The organism is Pseudomonas sp. Irchel s3b2, from assembly GCF_900187445.1.
Taxonomy (GTDB): domain Bacteria; phylum Pseudomonadota; class Gammaproteobacteria; order Pseudomonadales; family Pseudomonadaceae; genus Aquipseudomonas.
This window is the reverse complement of the sequence record NZ_FYEB01000001.1, coordinates 1257721-1274702: the sequence shown is the minus strand read 5'-3', so window position 1 is coordinate 1274702 and position 16982 is coordinate 1257721. Positions and strand designations below refer to the sequence as shown.

The 16982-nt window shown below is 59.0% G+C and carries 17 protein-coding genes; 6 read left to right on the top strand and 11 right to left on the bottom strand.

All coding sequences use genetic code 11. The features are described from left to right. The 3 genes from rssC to CKW20_RS05925 form a co-directional block, all read right to left on the bottom strand. Positions 1–483 (bottom strand): anti-sigma factor antagonist RssC, encoded by a 483-nt coding sequence (gene rssC, locus CKW20_RS05935; protein ID WP_007897104.1) that lies wholly within the window; start codon positions 481–483, stop codon positions 1–3. Then, on the bottom strand, positions 483–1664 hold the full coding sequence (rssB, locus tag CKW20_RS05930; protein ID WP_095052082.1) for a two-component system response regulator RssB: 1182 nt from the start codon (positions 1662–1664) through the stop codon (positions 483–485). The genes rssC and rssB overlap by 1 nt, the downstream gene beginning before the upstream one ends. A 401-nt stretch (positions 1665–2065) precedes the next feature. Then, entirely contained in the window at positions 2066–2755 is a 690-nt protein-coding gene (locus tag CKW20_RS05925; protein ID WP_095052081.1) for a VacJ family lipoprotein, read from the bottom strand. Positions 2756–2955: 200 nt separating this feature from the next. Between CKW20_RS05925 and CKW20_RS05920 the strand changes: the two genes are divergently transcribed. Further along, a complete protein-coding gene (locus CKW20_RS05920; protein WP_095052079.1) occupies positions 2956–3576 on the top strand; it encodes a phosphatase in 621 nt (206 codons plus the stop codon). A gap of 109 nt (positions 3577–3685) precedes the next feature. Then, entirely contained in the window at positions 3686–3949 is a 264-nt protein-coding gene (locus tag CKW20_RS05915) for a DUF4404 family protein (RefSeq protein ID WP_095052077.1), read from the top strand. A 197-nt stretch (positions 3950–4146) separates the two neighbouring features. Here the strand turns inward: CKW20_RS05915 and queF are convergent, their stop codons facing one another. Together queF and CKW20_RS05905 are read right to left on the bottom strand one after the other, a co-directional pair. Then, positions 4147–4977 (bottom strand): NADPH-dependent 7-cyano-7-deazaguanine reductase QueF, encoded by an 831-nt coding sequence (queF, locus tag CKW20_RS05910; RefSeq protein ID WP_095052076.1) that lies wholly within the window; start codon positions 4975–4977, stop codon positions 4147–4149. Between the two features lie 61 nt (positions 4978–5038). Then, a complete protein-coding gene (locus tag CKW20_RS05905; protein WP_095052074.1) occupies positions 5039–5575 on the bottom strand; it encodes a plastocyanin/azurin family copper-binding protein in 537 nt (178 codons plus the stop codon). Between the two features lie 154 nt (positions 5576–5729). On the opposite strand from CKW20_RS05905, the gene CKW20_RS05900 reads away from it, so the two are divergent. Continuing rightward, positions 5730–6410 (top strand): heavy metal response regulator transcription factor, encoded by a 681-nt coding sequence (locus tag CKW20_RS05900; RefSeq protein ID WP_095052072.1) that lies wholly within the window; start codon positions 5730–5732, stop codon positions 6408–6410. Then, entirely contained in the window at positions 6410–7756 is a 1347-nt protein-coding gene (locus CKW20_RS05895) for a heavy metal sensor histidine kinase (protein WP_095052070.1), read from the top strand. Before CKW20_RS05900 ends, CKW20_RS05895 begins: the two co-directional genes overlap by 1 nt. 118 nt (positions 7757–7874) lie before the next feature. Here CKW20_RS05895 and CKW20_RS05890 read toward each other — a convergent pair whose 3' ends face one another. From CKW20_RS05890 to CKW20_RS05880, 3 genes are all read right to left on the bottom strand, one after another. Next, positions 7875–9119, bottom strand: a complete 1245-nt coding sequence (locus tag CKW20_RS05890; RefSeq protein ID WP_095052069.1) for a lipoprotein-releasing ABC transporter permease subunit — start codon at positions 9117–9119, stop codon at positions 7875–7877. Positions 9120–9184: 65 nt separating this feature from the next. Next, entirely contained in the window at positions 9185–9868 is a 684-nt protein-coding gene (lolD, locus tag CKW20_RS05885) for a lipoprotein-releasing ABC transporter ATP-binding protein LolD (RefSeq protein ID WP_020700644.1), read from the bottom strand. A gap of 7 nt (positions 9869–9875) precedes the next feature. Further along, the gene (locus tag CKW20_RS05880) at positions 9876–11126 is read right to left on the bottom strand and encodes a lipoprotein-releasing ABC transporter permease subunit (protein ID WP_095052068.1); all 1251 of its coding nucleotides are present in this window, start codon (positions 11124–11126) and stop codon (positions 9876–9878) included. Positions 11127–11220: 94 nt separating this feature from the next. Here CKW20_RS05880 and CKW20_RS05875 point away from each other — a divergent pair, with 94 nt between their 5' ends. Beyond that, positions 11221–11802 carry a PilZ domain-containing protein gene (locus CKW20_RS05875; RefSeq protein WP_095052066.1) on the top strand — a complete coding sequence of 194 codons (582 nt, stop codon included), beginning with the start codon at positions 11221–11223 and terminating at the stop codon, positions 11800–11802. Between the two features lie 14 nt (positions 11803–11816). Next, positions 11817–12539: a glycerophosphodiester phosphodiesterase family protein gene (locus CKW20_RS05870; RefSeq protein ID WP_095052064.1), complete on the top strand. Its 723-nt coding sequence runs from the start codon at positions 11817–11819 to the stop codon at positions 12537–12539. Positions 12540–12581: 42 nt separating this feature from the next. Here CKW20_RS05870 and sthA read toward each other — a convergent pair whose 3' ends face one another. The 3 genes from sthA to CKW20_RS05855 form a co-directional block, all read right to left on the bottom strand. After that, positions 12582–13976 (bottom strand): Si-specific NAD(P)(+) transhydrogenase, encoded by a 1395-nt coding sequence (gene sthA, locus CKW20_RS05865; RefSeq protein ID WP_095052062.1) that lies wholly within the window; start codon positions 13974–13976, stop codon positions 12582–12584. A gap of 206 nt (positions 13977–14182) precedes the next feature. Next, the gene (locus CKW20_RS05860; protein ID WP_256585002.1) at positions 14183–15127 is read right to left on the bottom strand and encodes an FAD:protein FMN transferase; all 945 of its coding nucleotides are present in this window, start codon (positions 15125–15127) and stop codon (positions 14183–14185) included. Between the two features lie 273 nt (positions 15128–15400). After that, complete coding sequence (locus CKW20_RS05855; RefSeq protein ID WP_095052060.1) at positions 15401–16864, bottom strand: glyceraldehyde-3-phosphate dehydrogenase; 1464 nt, start codon at positions 16862–16864, stop codon at positions 15401–15403. Positions 16865–16982: the final 118 nt, after the last annotated feature.

Below are 16982 nucleotides of genomic sequence, written 5' to 3'. Positions count from 1 at the left end.
TCAGTGACGCTCCAGCGCATTCACCAGGTCATGAAACGCCTCACGGTTGGAGTCGTTCAGGCCCATAAGGATTTTGTGCGCTTCGAGGACTTTGACGCGCACCACTTCTTCGGACTGATCCTGATCTGGCAGGTCGGTCAGGCATTCAGGGCATGGGATCGGGCGGTCAACGATGTTGAACACTTGCTCGAAGCCCATGGACTGCAGCAGACGGGTGATGTCTTCGTGGGTGGTGACGACGGTCGGCAGCAGGCCGACCTTTTGCCGCGACAGGATCGACAGTTTGGCCAGCAGGCCCAGGGTGGTGCTGTCGATGCTGCGGGTTTCGGTCAGGTCGATCACGATGGCGTTGAAATTCAACGCGGTGAAGATCCGCTCAATAGTCGCATCCAACGCCGAACACAGGGTCAGGCGAACTTCACCGACGAACTTCAGGACGAAGGTGCCGTCCTGCTCGGCGAACTGGATTCTACCGGTACTCATTAAAGATTCCTGCTCAACACCAACAGGGCGATATCATCCGGCATCTCCCCTAGCGTGGCCAATCCAAAAATCTGGCGCAGACCATCCAGGCTGCCGCCCGCTGCCTTCACCCGTTGAGGCAAAGCAGCTTCTTTATCTTTGAGTGTGGGTTCTGGCAAAAGGTCCAAAATGCCATCAGACATCAGCGTCAGGCTGAACACTGACGGCAATTCCAGTACGTGGTCTTCATAGGTGGCTTCATTGAAGAGGCCCACCGGCAGACCGCGCCCTTCCAGATAACGAACACTGTCTGGCGTGTACAACACAGGCAACGGCAGATGACCGCCGATGCTATAGGTCAACAAACCGGTCTCCTCGTCGATGACTCCACCGACCATTGTGACGTGTTTACCCAGCTTACAACTGATCAGGCCCCGGTTGATATGACCAAGAACCTCTGAAGGCTTGAATTCTGGCAACGTGCCGTTGCGCTTGGATTCGAACAGCAAGCGCGTGGTCATGAACTTCAACAGAACGGTGACGAAGGCTGAAGAGGCGCCATGACCGGAAACGTCCGCCAGGTAGAACGCTACTCGACGCTCGTCGACCCGAAAGTAATCGACGAAATCGCCCGACAGGTACAGCGACGGGATGATCTGATGCGCAAACTGGAACTCGTTGATTCTCCAGGGGCTGACCGGAAGCATGTTCATCTGCACCTGGCGACCGGCGTTCTGGTCTTCCTGGAGCAGGTTCAGGCTGGCTTCGAGCTCCCGGTTAGCCTTTTCCAGCTTCTCGCGGTAGCGCTGATTTTCCAGCAGCAGGCGCGCGCGATCCAGGGCTCGGCGCACGGAATGCTCGAGCACAGCCAGATCTTCGAGAGGCTTGATCAGGTAGTCCGCCGCGCCCAGGCGCAGAGCCTCGACCGCGTCGTTCATCACGCCGGCGCCCGACACCACGATTACCGGGGTTTGCGGCGAGAGCTCAGTGACCTGGCGAATGAGTTCGAGTCCGCCCATCTGCGGCATGCGCAGATCGCAGATGACCAAGTCGGGCTTGTCTTGCTCGAATACCTGAAGACCCTGCTGGCCATTGCTGGCCTGCAGGACACTGAAACCACTGTCTTCCAAGTAGGCCGCGAGGCTCGCGCGCACTACTTCGTCATCATCGATTATCAGCAGCGTGGCACTGGTTTTTGGCATGTGGGCAAACGGCGCCAGAATTAGGTTGGCGTAGCAGGCTGGGCATTGGCCCTGCACATACTACTGGATTCGCTATCTAGCCTCTCTGCCGCACCGTTTTCGAGCGTTTGCCCTACTCACAGGTACACCAAAGGTGCCCTTCTAAGGCGCAGACGGTACTCCCATCCGCGAGGCGTTTCAAGCTCACGCCGATGGTCGCTTGACGACTTTACTTGTCAAATCACCGGGAGTTATAAGAACAGGCAAAACCGTAACCCAAAGGAAGGATTGAGCCCATGAGCCAAACAGAGGCCTTGAGGCCGATACCGAGGTGGTGTGATTGAAAAAAAACCGATCCAACCTGCAAACCAAACGAAAGAAGGCGGCCAATTGGCCGCCTTCTTCGCTTTACCGGTCGAGATTTAAAAATCGTCTTCGACCTGGCCGTCCTTGACCTTGAATTCGCGGTTTTGCAGGTATGCATTGCGAATGAAGGTGTATTTGTCGCCGCTGATCAGTTTCTCGGCCGACAGCAGGTTGGCGCGGGTGTCGAGGATGTTCAGGCCGAAGATCGAATTACGCACCGGCACATCGTTGATGTAGCGATACGGGCCGGTATAGCCGTCGATATATTTGGAAGGCGCATCACGCAGGGTGCTTGGGCCCAGAAACGGCAGCATCAGGTATGGGCCGCTGCCCACGCCCCAATAACCGAGGGTCTGGCCGAAGTCTTCGTCGTTGCGATGCAGGCCCATCTGAGTGCCCACGTCGAAAAAGCCCAGCAGGCCGAAGGTGGTGTTGAAGATCAAACGCGCGGTGTCGACGCCAGCCGCGGCGGGCTTGACCTGCAACACGTCATTGGCGAGGTTGGTCACATCGCCGACGTTGCGGAACATGTTGTGGATGCCATCTTCCAGAAACTGCGGCGTGACGAACTGATAGCCCTGAGCCAACGGCTTCAGCCCGTAGGTGTCGATAAAATCGTTGAGTTTGTAGATCGGGCGGTTAATGCTTTCCCAAGGATCTTCTTCCGTGGCAGCCTGAGCCGCAAACGGAACCAGCAATACACTGGCACACATACAAAGCTGAGCGAGTCGATTGCTCCAGCGCATAGAGAAACTCCTTGGATTGTACTGACGCGGGCGCTCGGCCCAGTCGCAAAAGCCGCTAGTATATGACGGAAAACCCGGTTTAGGCAGCATCGTGCGCGATGGCCTGCGGCTGACTCCTCCTGACTGTGAGCGCTTCACATCAGTGTCACTCAACTGTCACCGTCCACGAATAGTCTTGCGACTATTTCAAGGATGTTGATATGCCACGCGCCGAAACCCCGCCTCTCATCGCACCCAGCCTGACCGCTGTACTGTTCGGCCTCAGTGGATGTCTGGTGGATTTCGGCGCACGCACTCGCCAATCCGGCACATTGACTGCCGAACATGCCGAAGTCACGCCCGGCGCCTTGGATAGCCTGTCCAGTTTGCAGCACCAACAGATTCCTTGCGCCTGGCTTGATGAACTGCCCCCTTCCCTCAGCCACTCGCTGGCCACGGCACTCCCGAACTGGATCAAACCTTCGCAACACCCCGCAACAATCAATCCATGGCCAGCCCCGAATGCCTGCTGGCAAGCCTTGATGGCGTTGAATGTCGATCGTCTGGACGGCTGCGTGCTGGTCAGCGGCGAACCGCGCCTTCTGCAATCAGGCCTGAATGCCGGACTGTGGACCATTGGCCTGGCGTCCTGCGGCTCGCTGTGCGGTCTGGCGCCAAGCGAATGGCAGGCCTTGAGTCAAAAGGAACGGGAACACCTGCGCGGCAAGGCGACAATGCAGTTGTTCGGCCTGGGCGTGCATTCGGTGATCGATCATCTGGGCGAACTCGACACCTGCCTCGCCGATATCAGCCTGCGCCGGCTCAAGGGCGAAAAGCCCTGATCGAGATCATGCAGTTTGCCCGGGAGTGGATTAATCTAAAGGTCAGCCATAGACCTTTGGCGCGCCGCTGCGGTCTATGCCAGTGCCTATCGATAAAAGGAAGAACGCCATGCCTGCCCGCGAACTGCAAGAACAGCTCAACAAACTGCGCGAGCAATTGGAACAGAATCCACCGCTTTCAGAAGCCGAGCGCGCCGACCTGCACGCGCTAATGGAACAGATCGAACTTGAACTTGAACTGGAAACCAAAACCCAGGACACCAACCTCGCCGACAATGTGAACCTGGCCGTCGAGCGCTTCGAACTCGAACATCCCACGCTTGCCGGCACCTTGCGCAACATCGTGCAAGCCTTGGGCAACATGGGGATTTGAATCCGTCAAATACAAAAAAGCCCCGCTATCGATAGCGGGGCTTTTTAATGTCTGCACGGATCTATTGTGGCGAGGGGGCTTGCCCCCATTGGGGCGCGTAGCGGCCCCCAATGATTTGCGACTGCTTCGCAGCCGAACGGGGCGATGCGGCGGTCCGACAAGCCCCCTCGCCACAGGTTCCGTACCTGACTTCAGCCTTACTGACGGACCAGGCGATGGTTCGGCAGTTGTACTTCTTCGGTGCTGCGATACGGGTTGATGTCTAACCCGCCACGACGCACATAGCGCGCATACACGGTCAGTTTCTCCGGTTTCAGCAACCGTTGCAGGTCGAGGAAAATCCGCTCCACGCACTGCTCATGGAAGTCCGAGTGCTGACGGAAGCTCACGATGTATTCCAGCAAACTGGCGTGATCGAGCGCCGCGCCGCGGTACTCCACCGCCACGCTGCCCCAATCCGGCTGGCTGGTGACCGGGCAGTTGGACTTGAGTAAATGGCTGTGCACGCACTCTTCAACAATGCGCGACTCATCGCACCGCAGCAATTCCGGGCGCGGGTGCTCATAGTTGCTGACGCTGATGTCCAGATCATCGATGCACACACCCGGCAACGCCACGACGCCTTCTGCTTCAACCTCTTTCAGGCTGCGAATGCGCACGCCCACCGGTTTACCGGCAGCGGCCGAGAGGTCTTTCGCCAGCGTTGCTTCAAGGCTCGCGGTATCGGCAAACGCTGTTTGGTTCAGCGAGTTGAGGTACAGCTTGAACGACTTCGATTCGATGATGTTCGGCGAATCCGCCGGAATGCTGAATTCGCCAATCGCCACCACAGGCTTGCCGGATGGCAACAGCCACGACAGTTCGAAGCAGTTCCAGAAGTCCACACCCTTGTACGGCAGGGTTTCAGCCGTCAGGCCCAGCTCGGCCCATTTCGCGGTACGCGGGATCGGGAACAGCAAGGACGGCGTGTAGGTGGCGATGTATTCGCTGGATTTGCCCAGCGGCGAATGTTCGGCTGCGGGATGCATGGCGGAAACCTGACTAAAGAATCAGCGGATTCTACCAGCCTTTGCTCCCGCCTTTGAGTGCTTACTGACTGACTGTCAGTTTGCCGACCATACCGGCCTGATAGTGGCCGGGAACATTGCAGGCAAATTCCAGGTGGGTGGCCTTGGTGAAGGTCCAGGTCAGCTCGGCGGTTTTACCCGGTTCCACCAACACACTGTTCGGGTCATCGTGTTTCATCCCATGCCCTCCGGAGGAATGCCCCATTCCGGCCATTGAGCCGTGGTCCATGGTCTTCATGCCTGTAGGCATTAGCATGCCGCTTTGCTGCATCTGGAGCATTTCCTGCTGGTGCCGGGCATGCATCGCCGCGTCACCCAGGTTGAATTCGTGCAGCAACTGGCCTTTATTCACTAGCACAAAGCGAACGGTCTCACCGGCCTTGATCTCGATGGCTTTCGGATTGAACGACATATCGCCCATTACCACTTCAACGCTACGAGTAGCCCGGGCGGCCGAGGCCGATTGACCGAAGTCGTAGGACTGCACCGGCGAGGCCTCTAGCCCTACACTCAGTGTCAGCAAGCAAGCGGCCAACACCAGACGCTTTCGCAAAAACATAGTCGTACTCCAACAAGATGAGGTTCAGCTTGTGGGAAACTCTAACCCGCGGGCTCTGCCGGCCACCTGACAGGCAGATTACAACTTTGTCAGATTGACCTTTATCGCCGCCGCCCACGGTATAACGCCCCCGTTCCAACTGCCCGAGTCGCCCATGAAACTGCTGATTGTCGAAGACCAACCGAAAACCGGCCACTACCTGCGCCAAGGCCTGACCGAGGCCGGTTTCAACACCGAACTGGTGGCTGACGGCAGTACCGGCCAGCAACTGGCGTTGAGCGGCGATTATGCCTTGTTGATCCTCGATGTCATGCTGCCCGGCCGCGATGGCTGGCAGATTCTGCAAGCAGTGCGCGGCGCCGGCCTGGACACACCGGTACTGTTTCTTACAGCCCGAGACGCGGTGGAGGACAGGGTTCACGGACTGGAACTGGGTGCCGACGACTATCTGGTCAAACCGTTCGCCTTCTCCGAACTGCTCGCGCGGGTTCGTAGCCTGTTGCGTCGCGGCAGCACCACGCCTCAGGAAACCAACCTGCAACTGGCTGACTTGCGCCTGGACTTAATCCGCCGCCGGGTCGAGCGCAACGGTCATCGCATCGACCTGACCGCCAAGGAATTCGCCCTGCTGGAAATGCTCCTACGGCGTCAGGGCGAAGTTCTACCCAAGTCGCTGATTGCTTCTCAGGTGTGGGACATGAATTTCGACAGCGACACCAATGTTATCGAAGTGGCGATCCGCCGTTTGCGCCTGAAGATCGACGATGACTTCCCGAACAAGTTGATCCACACCGTGCGCGGCATGGGCTACGTCCTTGAAGAGCGCCCTGCCTGATGCGCCGACTGTCTTTGAGCAGCCGTCTGGCGCTGCTGTTTGCGGCCTGCACCGCCGTGGTGTCGTTGATTGCCGGCGTGTTGTTCAGCCGCGCGAGCGAGGCGCACTTTGTCGAATTGGACCAACAGTTGCTCAACGGCAAACTGATGGGTGTGCGCCGGGCGCTGGAGGACATTCAGCCCAGCGAAGCCGAGGCCCGATTGACCAATGAATTGGGCCGACAAGCCGATCTTTCGCTGCGCATCATCGGCAGCGACGGACAACATTTGTACGACAGCTCAGCCCGTTTACCCAAAGACTTGCCGCGCCAGCCGGGCCTGTCGACGATGAGCGACGACGGCACCGACTATCGCGTCCTGAATGCACCGCTATTCCTCGATAAACCCGATTCACCGCAACTGACTTTGCTGCTGGACATCACCCATCACCAACACTTTCTGCAACGCATGCAGCATCTGATTTGGCTGACGGTCGGTTTGTCGGCCCTGGCCACCGCCCTGCTCGGCGCCTGGGCAGCGCGCAGTGGTTTGCGCCCGCTGCGGCGCATGAGTGCAGTCGCCAGCGGTGTTTCGGCGCAATCGCTCAACGCCCGCCTGCCGGAAGCCGACATGCCGCCGGAACTCGCGGAAATGGCCCACAGCTTCAACGCCATGCTCGGACGCCTCGACGACTCTTTTCAGCGTCTCTCGGCCTTCTCTGCCGACATCGCCCATGAACTGCGCACACCGCTGTCGAACCTGCTGACCCACACCCAGGTCACCCTCACCCGCCCTCGCCCCATTGAGGATTACCGTGAAGCGCTGCACAGCAACCTCGAAGAACTGCAATGGATGGCGCAACTGGTCAACGACATGTTGTACCTGGCCAAGGCTGACCACGGCTTGCTGATGCCCAAACGCGAACCGCTGGAACTGGCCGAAGAAGCCGATGCGCTGCTGGAGTTCTTTGCACCGCTGGCCGAGGACGCCCAGGTGAAGTTGAGTCGTGACGGCAGCGCGAGTATGCAGGGCGACCGCAGTATGTTGCGTCGCGCGCTGTCCAATTTGCTCGACAATGCGCTGCGGTTTACCCCGGTCGGTGGCGAGGTGCGGGTGAAGATTGTCGAGCAGCCGACTGGCTTGAGCCTGACCGTTGAAAACAATGGTGAAGGGATTTCTGAAGACTTGTTACCGCGCTTGTTTGACCGTTTCTACCGGGCAGACCCGGCGCGTCGTGAAGGCAGCAGTGAGCATGCGGGGTTGGGATTGGCGATCACCCAGTCGATCATCTGCGCCCATGGTGGGCAGATTCGTTGCGAATCGGATAACGGATGGACGCGGTTTGTGATTGAGTTGCCACGAACCTGATCGTTCCCACGCTCTGCGTGGGAATGCAGCCAGTGACGCTCTGCGTCACATCAAGAGCCGAACGCAGAGCGTCCGTTGAGGCACTCCCACGCGGAGCGTGGGAACGATCATCGGTGACTTACGAATACCGCAACGCCGTAGCCGGCTCGACTTTCGCCGCCCGCCACGCCGGATACACCGTCGCCAAAAAGCTCATGATGAAACCGGCGGAACAGATCAACAACACATCCGCCCCCTGCAGTTCCGATGGCAGGTTACTGACAAAGTACACATCGGAACTGAAGATGTGTTGCCCGCTGACCCGCTCCATCCAGCTCACCAGCTCACTGACGTTCAACGCTGCGATCACGCCAAGCACGCCGCCAATCAAAGTACCGACAACCCCGATCACCGTGCCCTGAACCATGAAAATCGCCATGATCTGCCGAGGCGTCGCGCCGATGGTGCGCAGGATCGCGATGTCCGCGCCCTTGTCGTTCACCACCATGATCAGGGTGGCGATGATGTTGAACGCCGCCACAGCGACGATCATCAGCAAAAGCAGACCGATCATGGTTTTTTCCATCTTCATCGCGCTGAACAGACTGCCCTGGGTGTGGGTCCAGTCGTCAGCCTTGTAAGCGGCGCCCAGGCCTGTCGCGATGTCGCTCGACACCTGCGGCGCTGCGTACAGGTCCTTCACCGCCAGGCGCACGCTCTGCACCTGATTCGGCTGCCAGTGTTGCATTTGCGCAGCATCGGCGAGGTGGATCAGCGCCATCGAACCGTCCAGCTCGGCGCCCACCTTGAACACGCCCACCACGTTCAGCCGCTGCATGCGCGGGGTAATCCCGCCCGGTGCGGTGCTGATTTCCGGCACGATCAGGGTGATCTTGTCGCCGACATTCAAGCGAAAGCGCCGCGCAGTGATCTCACCGATCACCACGCCAAACTCGCCTGGCTTCAAGGCATCGAGACGTCCCTGAACAATGTGCTTGGCAACAATCGAGACTTTGCCTTCCAGCGCCGGGTCGACACCGCTGACCTGGATCGGCTGCATCGTGCCCTTGTAAGACAGCATGCCTTCCATCTCGGTGAACGGCACGGCGGCGGTGACTTCAGGATTTTTCATCGCCGCGGCGGCCACCGGCTGCCAATCATCGATAGGGTTCACGCCGACGATGGTCGCGTGGGGCACCATGCCGAGGATGCGCGAGCTCATTTCGCGCTGGAAGCCGTTCATCACCGACAGCACCACGATCATCGCCAGCACGCCCAGGGCGAGGCCGATCATCGAGGTCATCGAGATGAAGGATACAAAGCGATTGCGGCGCTTGGCGCGGGTATAGCGCGTGCCGATAAAGATCGATAACGGTCTGAACATTCGCTGGGGCACCGTATAAAAATAAAAGACCCGACGCACTGTTCAGTACGCCGGGTTTCGGTCAATCAGATGGGTGTCAGGTAACCTTCCTGCAAATGCAGGACGCGATCCATCTGGCGAGCCAGGTTCATGTCGTGGGTCACCACCAGGAACGCGGTGCGCATCGAGGTGCTGAGTTCCAGCATCAAATCCTGAATGCCTTGGGCAGTGTGCGAGTCGAGGTTGCCGGTCGGCTCGTCGAGCATCACCAGGCCTGGCTTGTTCACCAGGGCGCGGGCAATGGCCACACGCTGGCGTTCACCACCGGACAATTCCGCCGGTTTGTGCTCCAGACGATGGCCCAGCCCTACCCGCTCCAGCAACGCCGTCGCACGCTGACGCGCTTCCGGGATCGCGGTTTTACCGATCAGCAACGGCATGCAGACGTTTTCCAGCGCGGTGAACTCAGGCAGCAAGTGATGGAACTGGTAAACGAAACCCAGCGACCGATTGCGCAGCAGGCCACGGGCCTTTTCGTTCAATGCCGAGAGTTCTTCACCGGCCAGCCAGACACTGCCCTTGGTCGGCGTATCGAGGCCGCCCAGCAGGTTGAGCAAGGTACTTTTGCCCGAACCCGAGGTACCGACGATCGCCACGCGCTCACCCGGATGCAGCTCCAGCTGCAGACCGGCCAGAACCTCTACCGATTCCGGGCCTTCCACGTAGGATTTGCCCAGGTTGCGGCAGCTCAAGATTGCTTTATCACTCATGCCCGACTCACTCATAACGTAGCGCCTCCGCAGGCTGGGTGCGCGCGGCACGCCAGGCTGGATACAGGGTGGCGAGGAAACTCAGGACCAACGCGGCGGCGCAGACCATCAACACGTCCTGGCTCTGCACTTGCGACGGCAGGTAATCGATGAAATACACGTCGGCGTTCAGGAATTTGTGGCCGATCAGCCCTTCAAGGGCCGAAATCGCGGCGCTGACGTTCAACGCGGCGAAGATCCCGACCACGGCGCCGATCAGCGTCCCGACCACGCCAATGACCGTGCCCTGGACCATGAACGTCGCCATGATCGAACCCGGCGTGGCGCCGAGGGTGCGCAGGATCGCGATGTCGCCCTTCTTGTCGTTCACCACCATCACCAGCGTGGAAATGATGTTGAACGCCGCAACAGCGACAATCAGCAGCAATAACAAGCCGATCATGGCTTTTTCCATGCGGATCGCCTGATACAGATTGCCGTGGGTGCGGGTCCAGTCGCGGGCGTAATACTGATCTTCGCCGAGCTGCTGGGCGATGGTCCACGCGACGCGTGGCGCCTGGAACAAGTCGTCGAACTTCAAGCGCAGGCCCTGGACCTGATCCGGCTTCCAGCGATGCAGCTTTGCCAGATCCTGCAGGTTGGTGATGCCCAGATACCCGTCGATTTCACCGGCGCCGACATGGAAGATGCCGACCACGGTAAAGCGTTTCATCCGCGGGAACATCCCGGCCGGGGTCACCGTGACTTCCGGCGCGACAAACGTCAGCTTGTCACCGACCGCCACGCCGAGCTTGGCCGCGGCTTTGTCGCCGATGACGATGCCGAAACTGCCCGGCGCCAGGTCGTCGAGTTTGCCCTGCTGCATGAAGTTATCAATGATCGACACCTGCCGTTCCTGCACCGGGTCGATGGCATTGAGCAGCACTTTGGAGACCTTGCCGTTGTTGGTCAGCAGGCCCTGCATCTGAACGAAGGGCGCAACCGCCGTCACCTGCGGGTTCTGCTTGACCTTGGCGGCCAGGCTTTGCCAGTCGCTGATCGGCTCACCGGACTCGATGGTCGCGTGGGGCACCATGCCCAGCACGCGGGTGCGCATCTCATGATCGAAGCCGTTCATGACCGACAGCACGACAATCATCACGACCACGCCGAGGGCGAGTCCGATCATCGAGGTCAGGGAAATGAACGACACAAAATGATTGCGACGCTTTGCACGGGTATAACGCGTGCCAATAAATACGAAGAGAGGTCTGAACATGTCGGGGCTTGTTCGGAGGGAAAAGGAACGTCCTTGTGGCGGGGGTCGATAACCAGCTTTACACTCAGACCACCGCCGCTACCATGGGTTCGCCATGTCGACATTAGATGAAGAAGATCGCCGCGAATACTACCGTATCGAGGACACGATCGCACTGGAAATTCGGCCCCTGTCCGCTCCCGAAGCCGCAGGCCAGGAAGTGTTGCAGGATGCTTCCCCGCTGTTCAACCTGCTTAGCGAACTGCACCTGAGCGAATTCGAGTCGCAACACCTGCTACGCCAGATCAGCGAACGCGACCGGACCATTGCCGCGTTCCTGAAATCCCAGAACAAACGCATCGATCTGCTGAGTCAGGTGGTCGCCCTGACGGTGCCTGGACAGATCGGCGAGCCGCAGCCAGTGATCATCTCCGAAGGGGGCATCGATTTTCAGTATCCGACGCCCATCGCCACCGGCGCGCACCTGTCGGTGAAACTGGTGCTGATGCCGCAAGCCCTTGGCCTGTTGCTGCGAGCCCGTGTCACCCATTGCGACCGCAAGGGCGACGGCTACGACATTGGCACCGAGTTCGAATACCTGTCCGATGCCCAGCGGCAATTGCTGGCCCGTTACATCTTGCAGCGACAGGCACAAGAACGACGCCTGGCGCGCGAACAAAACGAATCAGGCATTTAATTTAAGGAAGAACCGTGACTCTCATCTACGGCCATCGCGGCGCCAAGGGCGAAGCACCGGAAAACACCCTGACCAGCTTTCAGGAATGCCTCAAGCACGGCGTACGCCGTTGCGAACTGGACTTGCACCTGTCCAGGGACGGCGAGTTGATGGTGATCCACGACCCGACCCTCAAACGCACCACTGACCGGCGCGGCAAAGTGGTCGAACACACGACTGCGGAATTGGTGACCTACGACGCACGCAAAGGCGGCCCGGGCTGGATCAAACCCTGCCCGATCCCAACGCTGGAGGAACTGTTCGAGAAATGCGATTTCGAGCACTGGCAGCTGGAAGTCAAAAGCGCTTCACGCACCCGCGCCGCGACCACCGTATTGGCGATTCGCGAAATGGCGCAGCGTTTCGGTATGCGGGACAAGATCACGATTACGTCGAGTTCACGCGAAGTATTGAAAGCCGCGCTGGACCTGGTGCCGGACGTGTCTCGCGGATTGGTGGCCGAGTACGCCTGGCTCGACCCGTTGAAGGTCGCGCAAAACTATGGCTGTGAGATTCTGGCGCTGAACTGGACCCTGTGTACGCCGGAACGCCTGCAGAAGGCGCAGCGTCAGGGGCTGCATGTGTCGGTATGGACAGTCAACGAGCCCGCGCTGATGCGCAGACTCGCCGACTTCGGCGTTGACAGCCTGATTACAGACTTTCCCGGTTTGGCCATCGCCACGCTCGAGAATTGCTGAAATCGGTCTCCCCGACCGGCTCAGGCCACCGGCCGGAGCCGCTCAAAAAAGCCGGTTGAGGCCATCGTATGCCGCTACCCGATAGGCTTCGGCCATGGTCGGGTAGTTGAACGTCGTGTTGACGAAGTACTTCAGCGTGTTCAGTTCGCCCGGCTGGTTCATGATCGCCTGACCAATGTGCACGATCTCCGACGCCTGATAACCGAAGCAGTGAACGCCCAGCACTTCCAGTGTCTCGCGGTGGAACAGGATCTTCAGCATGCCTTGCGGCTCGCCAGCGATCTGCGCACGCGCCATGCCCTTGAAGAACGCCTTGCCCACTTCGTACGGCACCTTGGCCTGAGTCAGCTCCTGCTCGTTCTTGCCAATCGAGCTGATCTCCGGAATGGTGTAGATGCCGGTTGGCACGTCGTTGACGAAGCGCCAGCTGCCATTGTCGACAATGCTGCCAGCGGCCGAACGGCCCTGGTCGTGGGCGGCACTGGCCAGGCTCGGCCAGCCGATCACGTCACCGGCGCCATAAATATTCGGCACGCAGGTACGGTAGTTTTCATCGACTTCGATCTGGCCACGACTGTTGACCTTCACGCCAATATTTTCCAGACCCAGCTGATCGGTGTTGCCGGTACGGCCGTTGCACCAGAGCAAGGCATCGGCCTTGATCTTCTTGCCGGACTTCAGGTGCAGGATCACACCGTTGTCCACGCCCTCGACGCGGTCGTAGTCTTCGTTGTGGCGAACCGTGATGTTGTTGTTGCTGAAGTGGTAACTCAGGGCCTGGGAAATTTCCGAGTCGAGGAAGCTCAGCAACTGACCGCGGTTATCCACCAGCTCAACCAGCACCCCCAGACCACTGAAGATCGAGGCGTATTCGCAACCGATCACGCCAGCGCCGTAAACGATGAGTTTGCGCGGGGTGTGGCCGAGACTGAGGATGGTGTCGCTATCGTAGATACGCGGGTGATGGAAATCGATGTCCGCCGGGCGATAAGGGCGCGAACCGGTGGCAATGATGATGTGCTTGGCCACCAGTTTTTCAACCACGCCGTTGGCGCAGACCACTTCGATGGTTTGCTCGTCGGCGAAGCTGCCGGTGCCGAAGAACACGTCGACGCGGTTACGAGCGTAGTAGCCGGTGCGCGAAGCGACTTGTTTGGAGATGACTTTTTCGGCGCTTTTCAAAACGTCCGGGAACGAAAACCAGCGCGGCTCACCAATGGCCCGGAACATCGGGTTGGTGTTGAACTGCATGATCTGCCGGACCGAGTGACGCAAGGCCTTGGACGGGATGGTGCCCAGGTGGGTGCAGTTGCCGCCGACCTGGCGACGACTATCGACCATCGCCACCTTGCGTCCTGCTTTGGCGGCATTCATTGCCGCGCCTTCTCCCGCCGGGCCGGAACCCAACACCACCACGTCGTAGTTGTAGACAGCCATGCATACTCCTCAGAACAGGCCGCGGTGCCCTCGGCACCTGCGGCTAAATCACGCCGATCTGCGGCGTGAAGGAACAATTTGGGGCCAGTGCAGAACCCGGACACAGTCTATAGAAGCGTCAACGCCGGGCACATTAACCCTTGGTCGCGTCGTAGGCTAGTTTTGCCTGCACTACAACGCCATCAAAAATGCTTTTGATGCCGCAATCACTTGGTTTTCTCCGCGGCCAGGCGCTCAAAAGCCTGAGTGGTGCGGACGTCAAAACCTGTATCGGCACGCATCACAAAAAATGCACCAATGCCATGCGCTTCGGCATAGTCCCAACCCCGTTCAGGACCGAGAATCAGCAGCAGCGTCGATAGGCCATCGGCCATTAATGCTGAAGGATGAATCACGGTGACTGATGCCAGTGTGTGTAGGACCGGCGCTCCGGTGCGGGCATCGAAGGTGTGGGAATAGCGCTGGCCGTTCTGTTGAAAATAATTGCGGTAGTCGCCGGAGGTGGACATGCCGTAGCCGTCGATGGCGATGATCCGCTTGGCCACTTGTTGGTCATCGCGGGGTTCTTCCAGAGCAATGCGCCACGGTGAGCCGTCGAGCTTTTTGCCGGCGGCCTTGAGTTCGCCAGTCACTTCAGTGAGGTAGTTGCGGATGCCTAGCGCTTCGAGCCTTGCGGCAATCGTGTCGACCGCGTAACCGGCAGCGATGCTGTTGAAGTCGACCTCAACCGCAGCGTCCTTGCACAATTGATCACCGTCGATACTCAAGTGGGTGTGACCAACGCGCCTCTGCACCTCAGCGAGCGCTTCGGCGCTCGGAACTTTTTCTTCACGCGCCTGCGGACCGAATCCCCAGAGGTTGAGCAGCGGCTCTACCGTCAAGTCGAAGGAACCTTCACTCAGCGAGGACAATCGCTCGCCGACGCGGACCAATTCGAGGATCGGCGCGGGCATTTTCTGACAATGATTGGCGGGGAGAACGTTGAACCGTTGGATATCGGAGTCGCTACGATAGGTCGACATTTGCTGATCGACTTCAGCGAGGACTTTTTCAACCTGGACGCGGACGTCTGCCGGGGCGGGAAGATCGGCGTGGCGCAGGTATTTGATCGAATAACTGCTGCCCATGGTGGGACCGCCGAAGCTTTCCATCGAATCGCCGTTGCCGCAACCGGATAAGGCGCCTATCAGAACCACGAGGCCGCACAGCCGCCATCTCAACAAATCTCGCCCTCCCTGAAACCAACAAAACGGCCATTATGCACCACCTCTGTAGGAGCGGGCTTGCCCGCGAAAGCGGTGTGTCAGGCGACATCAATGTTGACTGTACTGCCGTCTTCGCGGGCAAGCCCGCCCCTACAAGGATCACCCCACAAACAAAAACGCCCCGAACAAAGTCGGGGCGTTTTCATGTTCGGCTAAGGCTTAGCGCGGGAATGCTGGCGGGTTTACACCGGCCATGTCTTCCATCACGCGAACTACCTGGCAGCTGTAGCCGAACTCGTTGTCGTACCAAACGTACAGAACAACGCGATTGTCCTGAACGATGGTCGCTTCAGCGTCCACAACGCCTGCGTGGCGCGAGCCAACGAAGTCGGTGGAAACCACTTCCTGCGAATTGACGTAGTCGATTTGCTTGTGCAGATCGGAGTGCAGCGCCATGTAGCGCAGATACTCGTTCATCTCTTCACGGGTGGCGGCTTTCTCAAGGTTCAGGTTGAGAATGGCCATCGACACGTTCGGCGTCGGAACGCGGATCGCGTTACCGGTCAGCTTGCCGGCCAGCTCAGGCAGCGCCTTGGCAGCAGCGGTGGCAGCACCAGTCTCGGTGATGACCATGTTCAGCGCTGCGCTACGGCCACGGCGATCGCCTTTGTGGAAGTTGTCGATCAGGTTCTGGTCGTTGGTGTACGAGTGAACGGTTTCGACGTGACCGTTGATGATGCCGAACTTGTCATTCACAGCTTTCAGCACCGGCACGATGGCGTTGGTGGTGCAGGAAGCGGCGGAAACGATCTTGTCGTCAGCAGTGATTTCACCGTGGTTGATGCCGTGAACGATGTTCTTCAGCTTGCCTTTGCCAGGCGCGGTCAGAACAACGCGGTCGATACCCGGGCATGCCAGGTGCTGGCCCAGGCCGTCGGCGTCACGCCATACACCGGTGTTGTCCACCAGCAGCGCGTTTTTGATGCCGTACTGGGTGTAGTCCACCTCAGTCGGGTTCTTCGCGTAGATAACCTGGATCAGGTTGCCGTTGGCGGTGATGGTGTTATTGGCTTCATCAATGGTGATGGTGCCATTGAACGAACCGTGCACCGAGTCGCGACGCAGCAGGCTGGCACGTTTGACCAGATCGTTCTCGGCGCCCTTGCGGACAACGATGGCGCGCAGACGCAGGCCGTCGCCACCACCGGTTTTCTCGATCAGGATGCGCGCCAGCAGGCGACCGATACGACCGAAGCCATACAGGACAACGTCGGTGCCAGTACGGCCGGAACCATTCTGCTTGCCGACCACATCGGCCAGTTCGTCACGGACGAACGCTTCGGCGGTACGGCCATTACCTTCGGCTTTGAATTTGACAGCCAGCTTGCCCAGATCTACCGAAGCAGCGCCGAGCTTGAGCTCGCTCATTGCCTTGAGCAGCGGGAATGTTTCGTGGACGGACAATTCGCTGTCATCGGACTGGCGATGGCGAGCAAAGCGGTGAGCTTTGAGAATCGCGATGACAGACTGGTTGATCAGACTGCGGCCATAGATCGAGCTCACCACGTTGTTATTGCGGTAGAGCTGACCGATAAGCGGAATCATCGCTTCTGCGAGTGCTTCACGGTCGATCCATTCACCAAGACACTGGTCGGGCTTCTGAGTCACGGGAACCTTCCACATGTAGGGGCAGAAAAAAGGGGCTACATTATGCCGCCGAGTGCCTCCCGTAGCAATGCGCGCTTGTCGCACAAGCAGTAACAAAATCCCGTTCAAAAAAAATTACGCTCCGCTCCAGCCC

Bases quoted from the DNA above. Each gene is read 5' to 3' on its own strand.
- rssC (WP_007897104.1), bottom strand. From the start codon at position 483: ATGAGTACCGGTAGAATCCAGTTCGCCGAGCAGGACGGCACCTTCGTC.
- rssB (WP_095052082.1), bottom strand. From the start codon at position 1,664: ATGCCAAAAACCAGTGCCACGCTGCTGATAATCGATGATGACGAAGTA.
- CKW20_RS05925 (WP_095052081.1), bottom strand. From the start codon at position 2,755: ATGCGCTGGAGCAATCGACTCGCTCAGCTTTGTATGTGTGCCAGTGTA.
- CKW20_RS05920 (WP_095052079.1), top strand. From the start codon at position 2,956: ATGCCACGCGCCGAAACCCCGCCTCTCATCGCACCCAGCCTGACCGCT.
- CKW20_RS05915 (WP_095052077.1), top strand. From the start codon at position 3,686: ATGCCTGCCCGCGAACTGCAAGAACAGCTCAACAAACTGCGCGAGCAA.
- queF (WP_095052076.1), bottom strand. From the start codon at position 4,977: ATGCATCCCGCAGCCGAACATTCGCCGCTGGGCAAATCCAGCGAATAC.
- CKW20_RS05905 (WP_095052074.1), bottom strand. From the start codon at position 5,575: ATGTTTTTGCGAAAGCGTCTGGTGTTGGCCGCTTGCTTGCTGACACTG.
- CKW20_RS05900 (WP_095052072.1), top strand. From the start codon at position 5,730: ATGAAACTGCTGATTGTCGAAGACCAACCGAAAACCGGCCACTACCTG.
- CKW20_RS05895 (WP_095052070.1), top strand. From the start codon at position 6,410: ATGCGCCGACTGTCTTTGAGCAGCCGTCTGGCGCTGCTGTTTGCGGCC.
- CKW20_RS05890 (WP_095052069.1), bottom strand. From the start codon at position 9,119: ATGTTCAGACCGTTATCGATCTTTATCGGCACGCGCTATACCCGCGCC.
- lolD (WP_020700644.1), bottom strand. From the start codon at position 9,868: ATGAGTGATAAAGCAATCTTGAGCTGCCGCAACCTGGGCAAATCCTAC.
- CKW20_RS05880 (WP_095052068.1), bottom strand. From the start codon at position 11,126: ATGTTCAGACCTCTCTTCGTATTTATTGGCACGCGTTATACCCGTGCA.
- CKW20_RS05875 (WP_095052066.1), top strand. From the start codon at position 11,221: ATGTCGACATTAGATGAAGAAGATCGCCGCGAATACTACCGTATCGAG.
- sthA (WP_095052062.1), bottom strand. From the start codon at position 13,976: ATGGCTGTCTACAACTACGACGTGGTGGTGTTGGGTTCCGGCCCGGCG.
- CKW20_RS05860 (WP_256585002.1), bottom strand. From the start codon at position 15,127: ATGGAAAGCTTCGGCGGTCCCACCATGGGCAGCAGTTATTCGATCAAA.
- CKW20_RS05855 (WP_095052060.1), bottom strand. From the start codon at position 16,864: ATGTGGAAGGTTCCCGTGACTCAGAAGCCCGACCAGTGTCTTGGTGAA.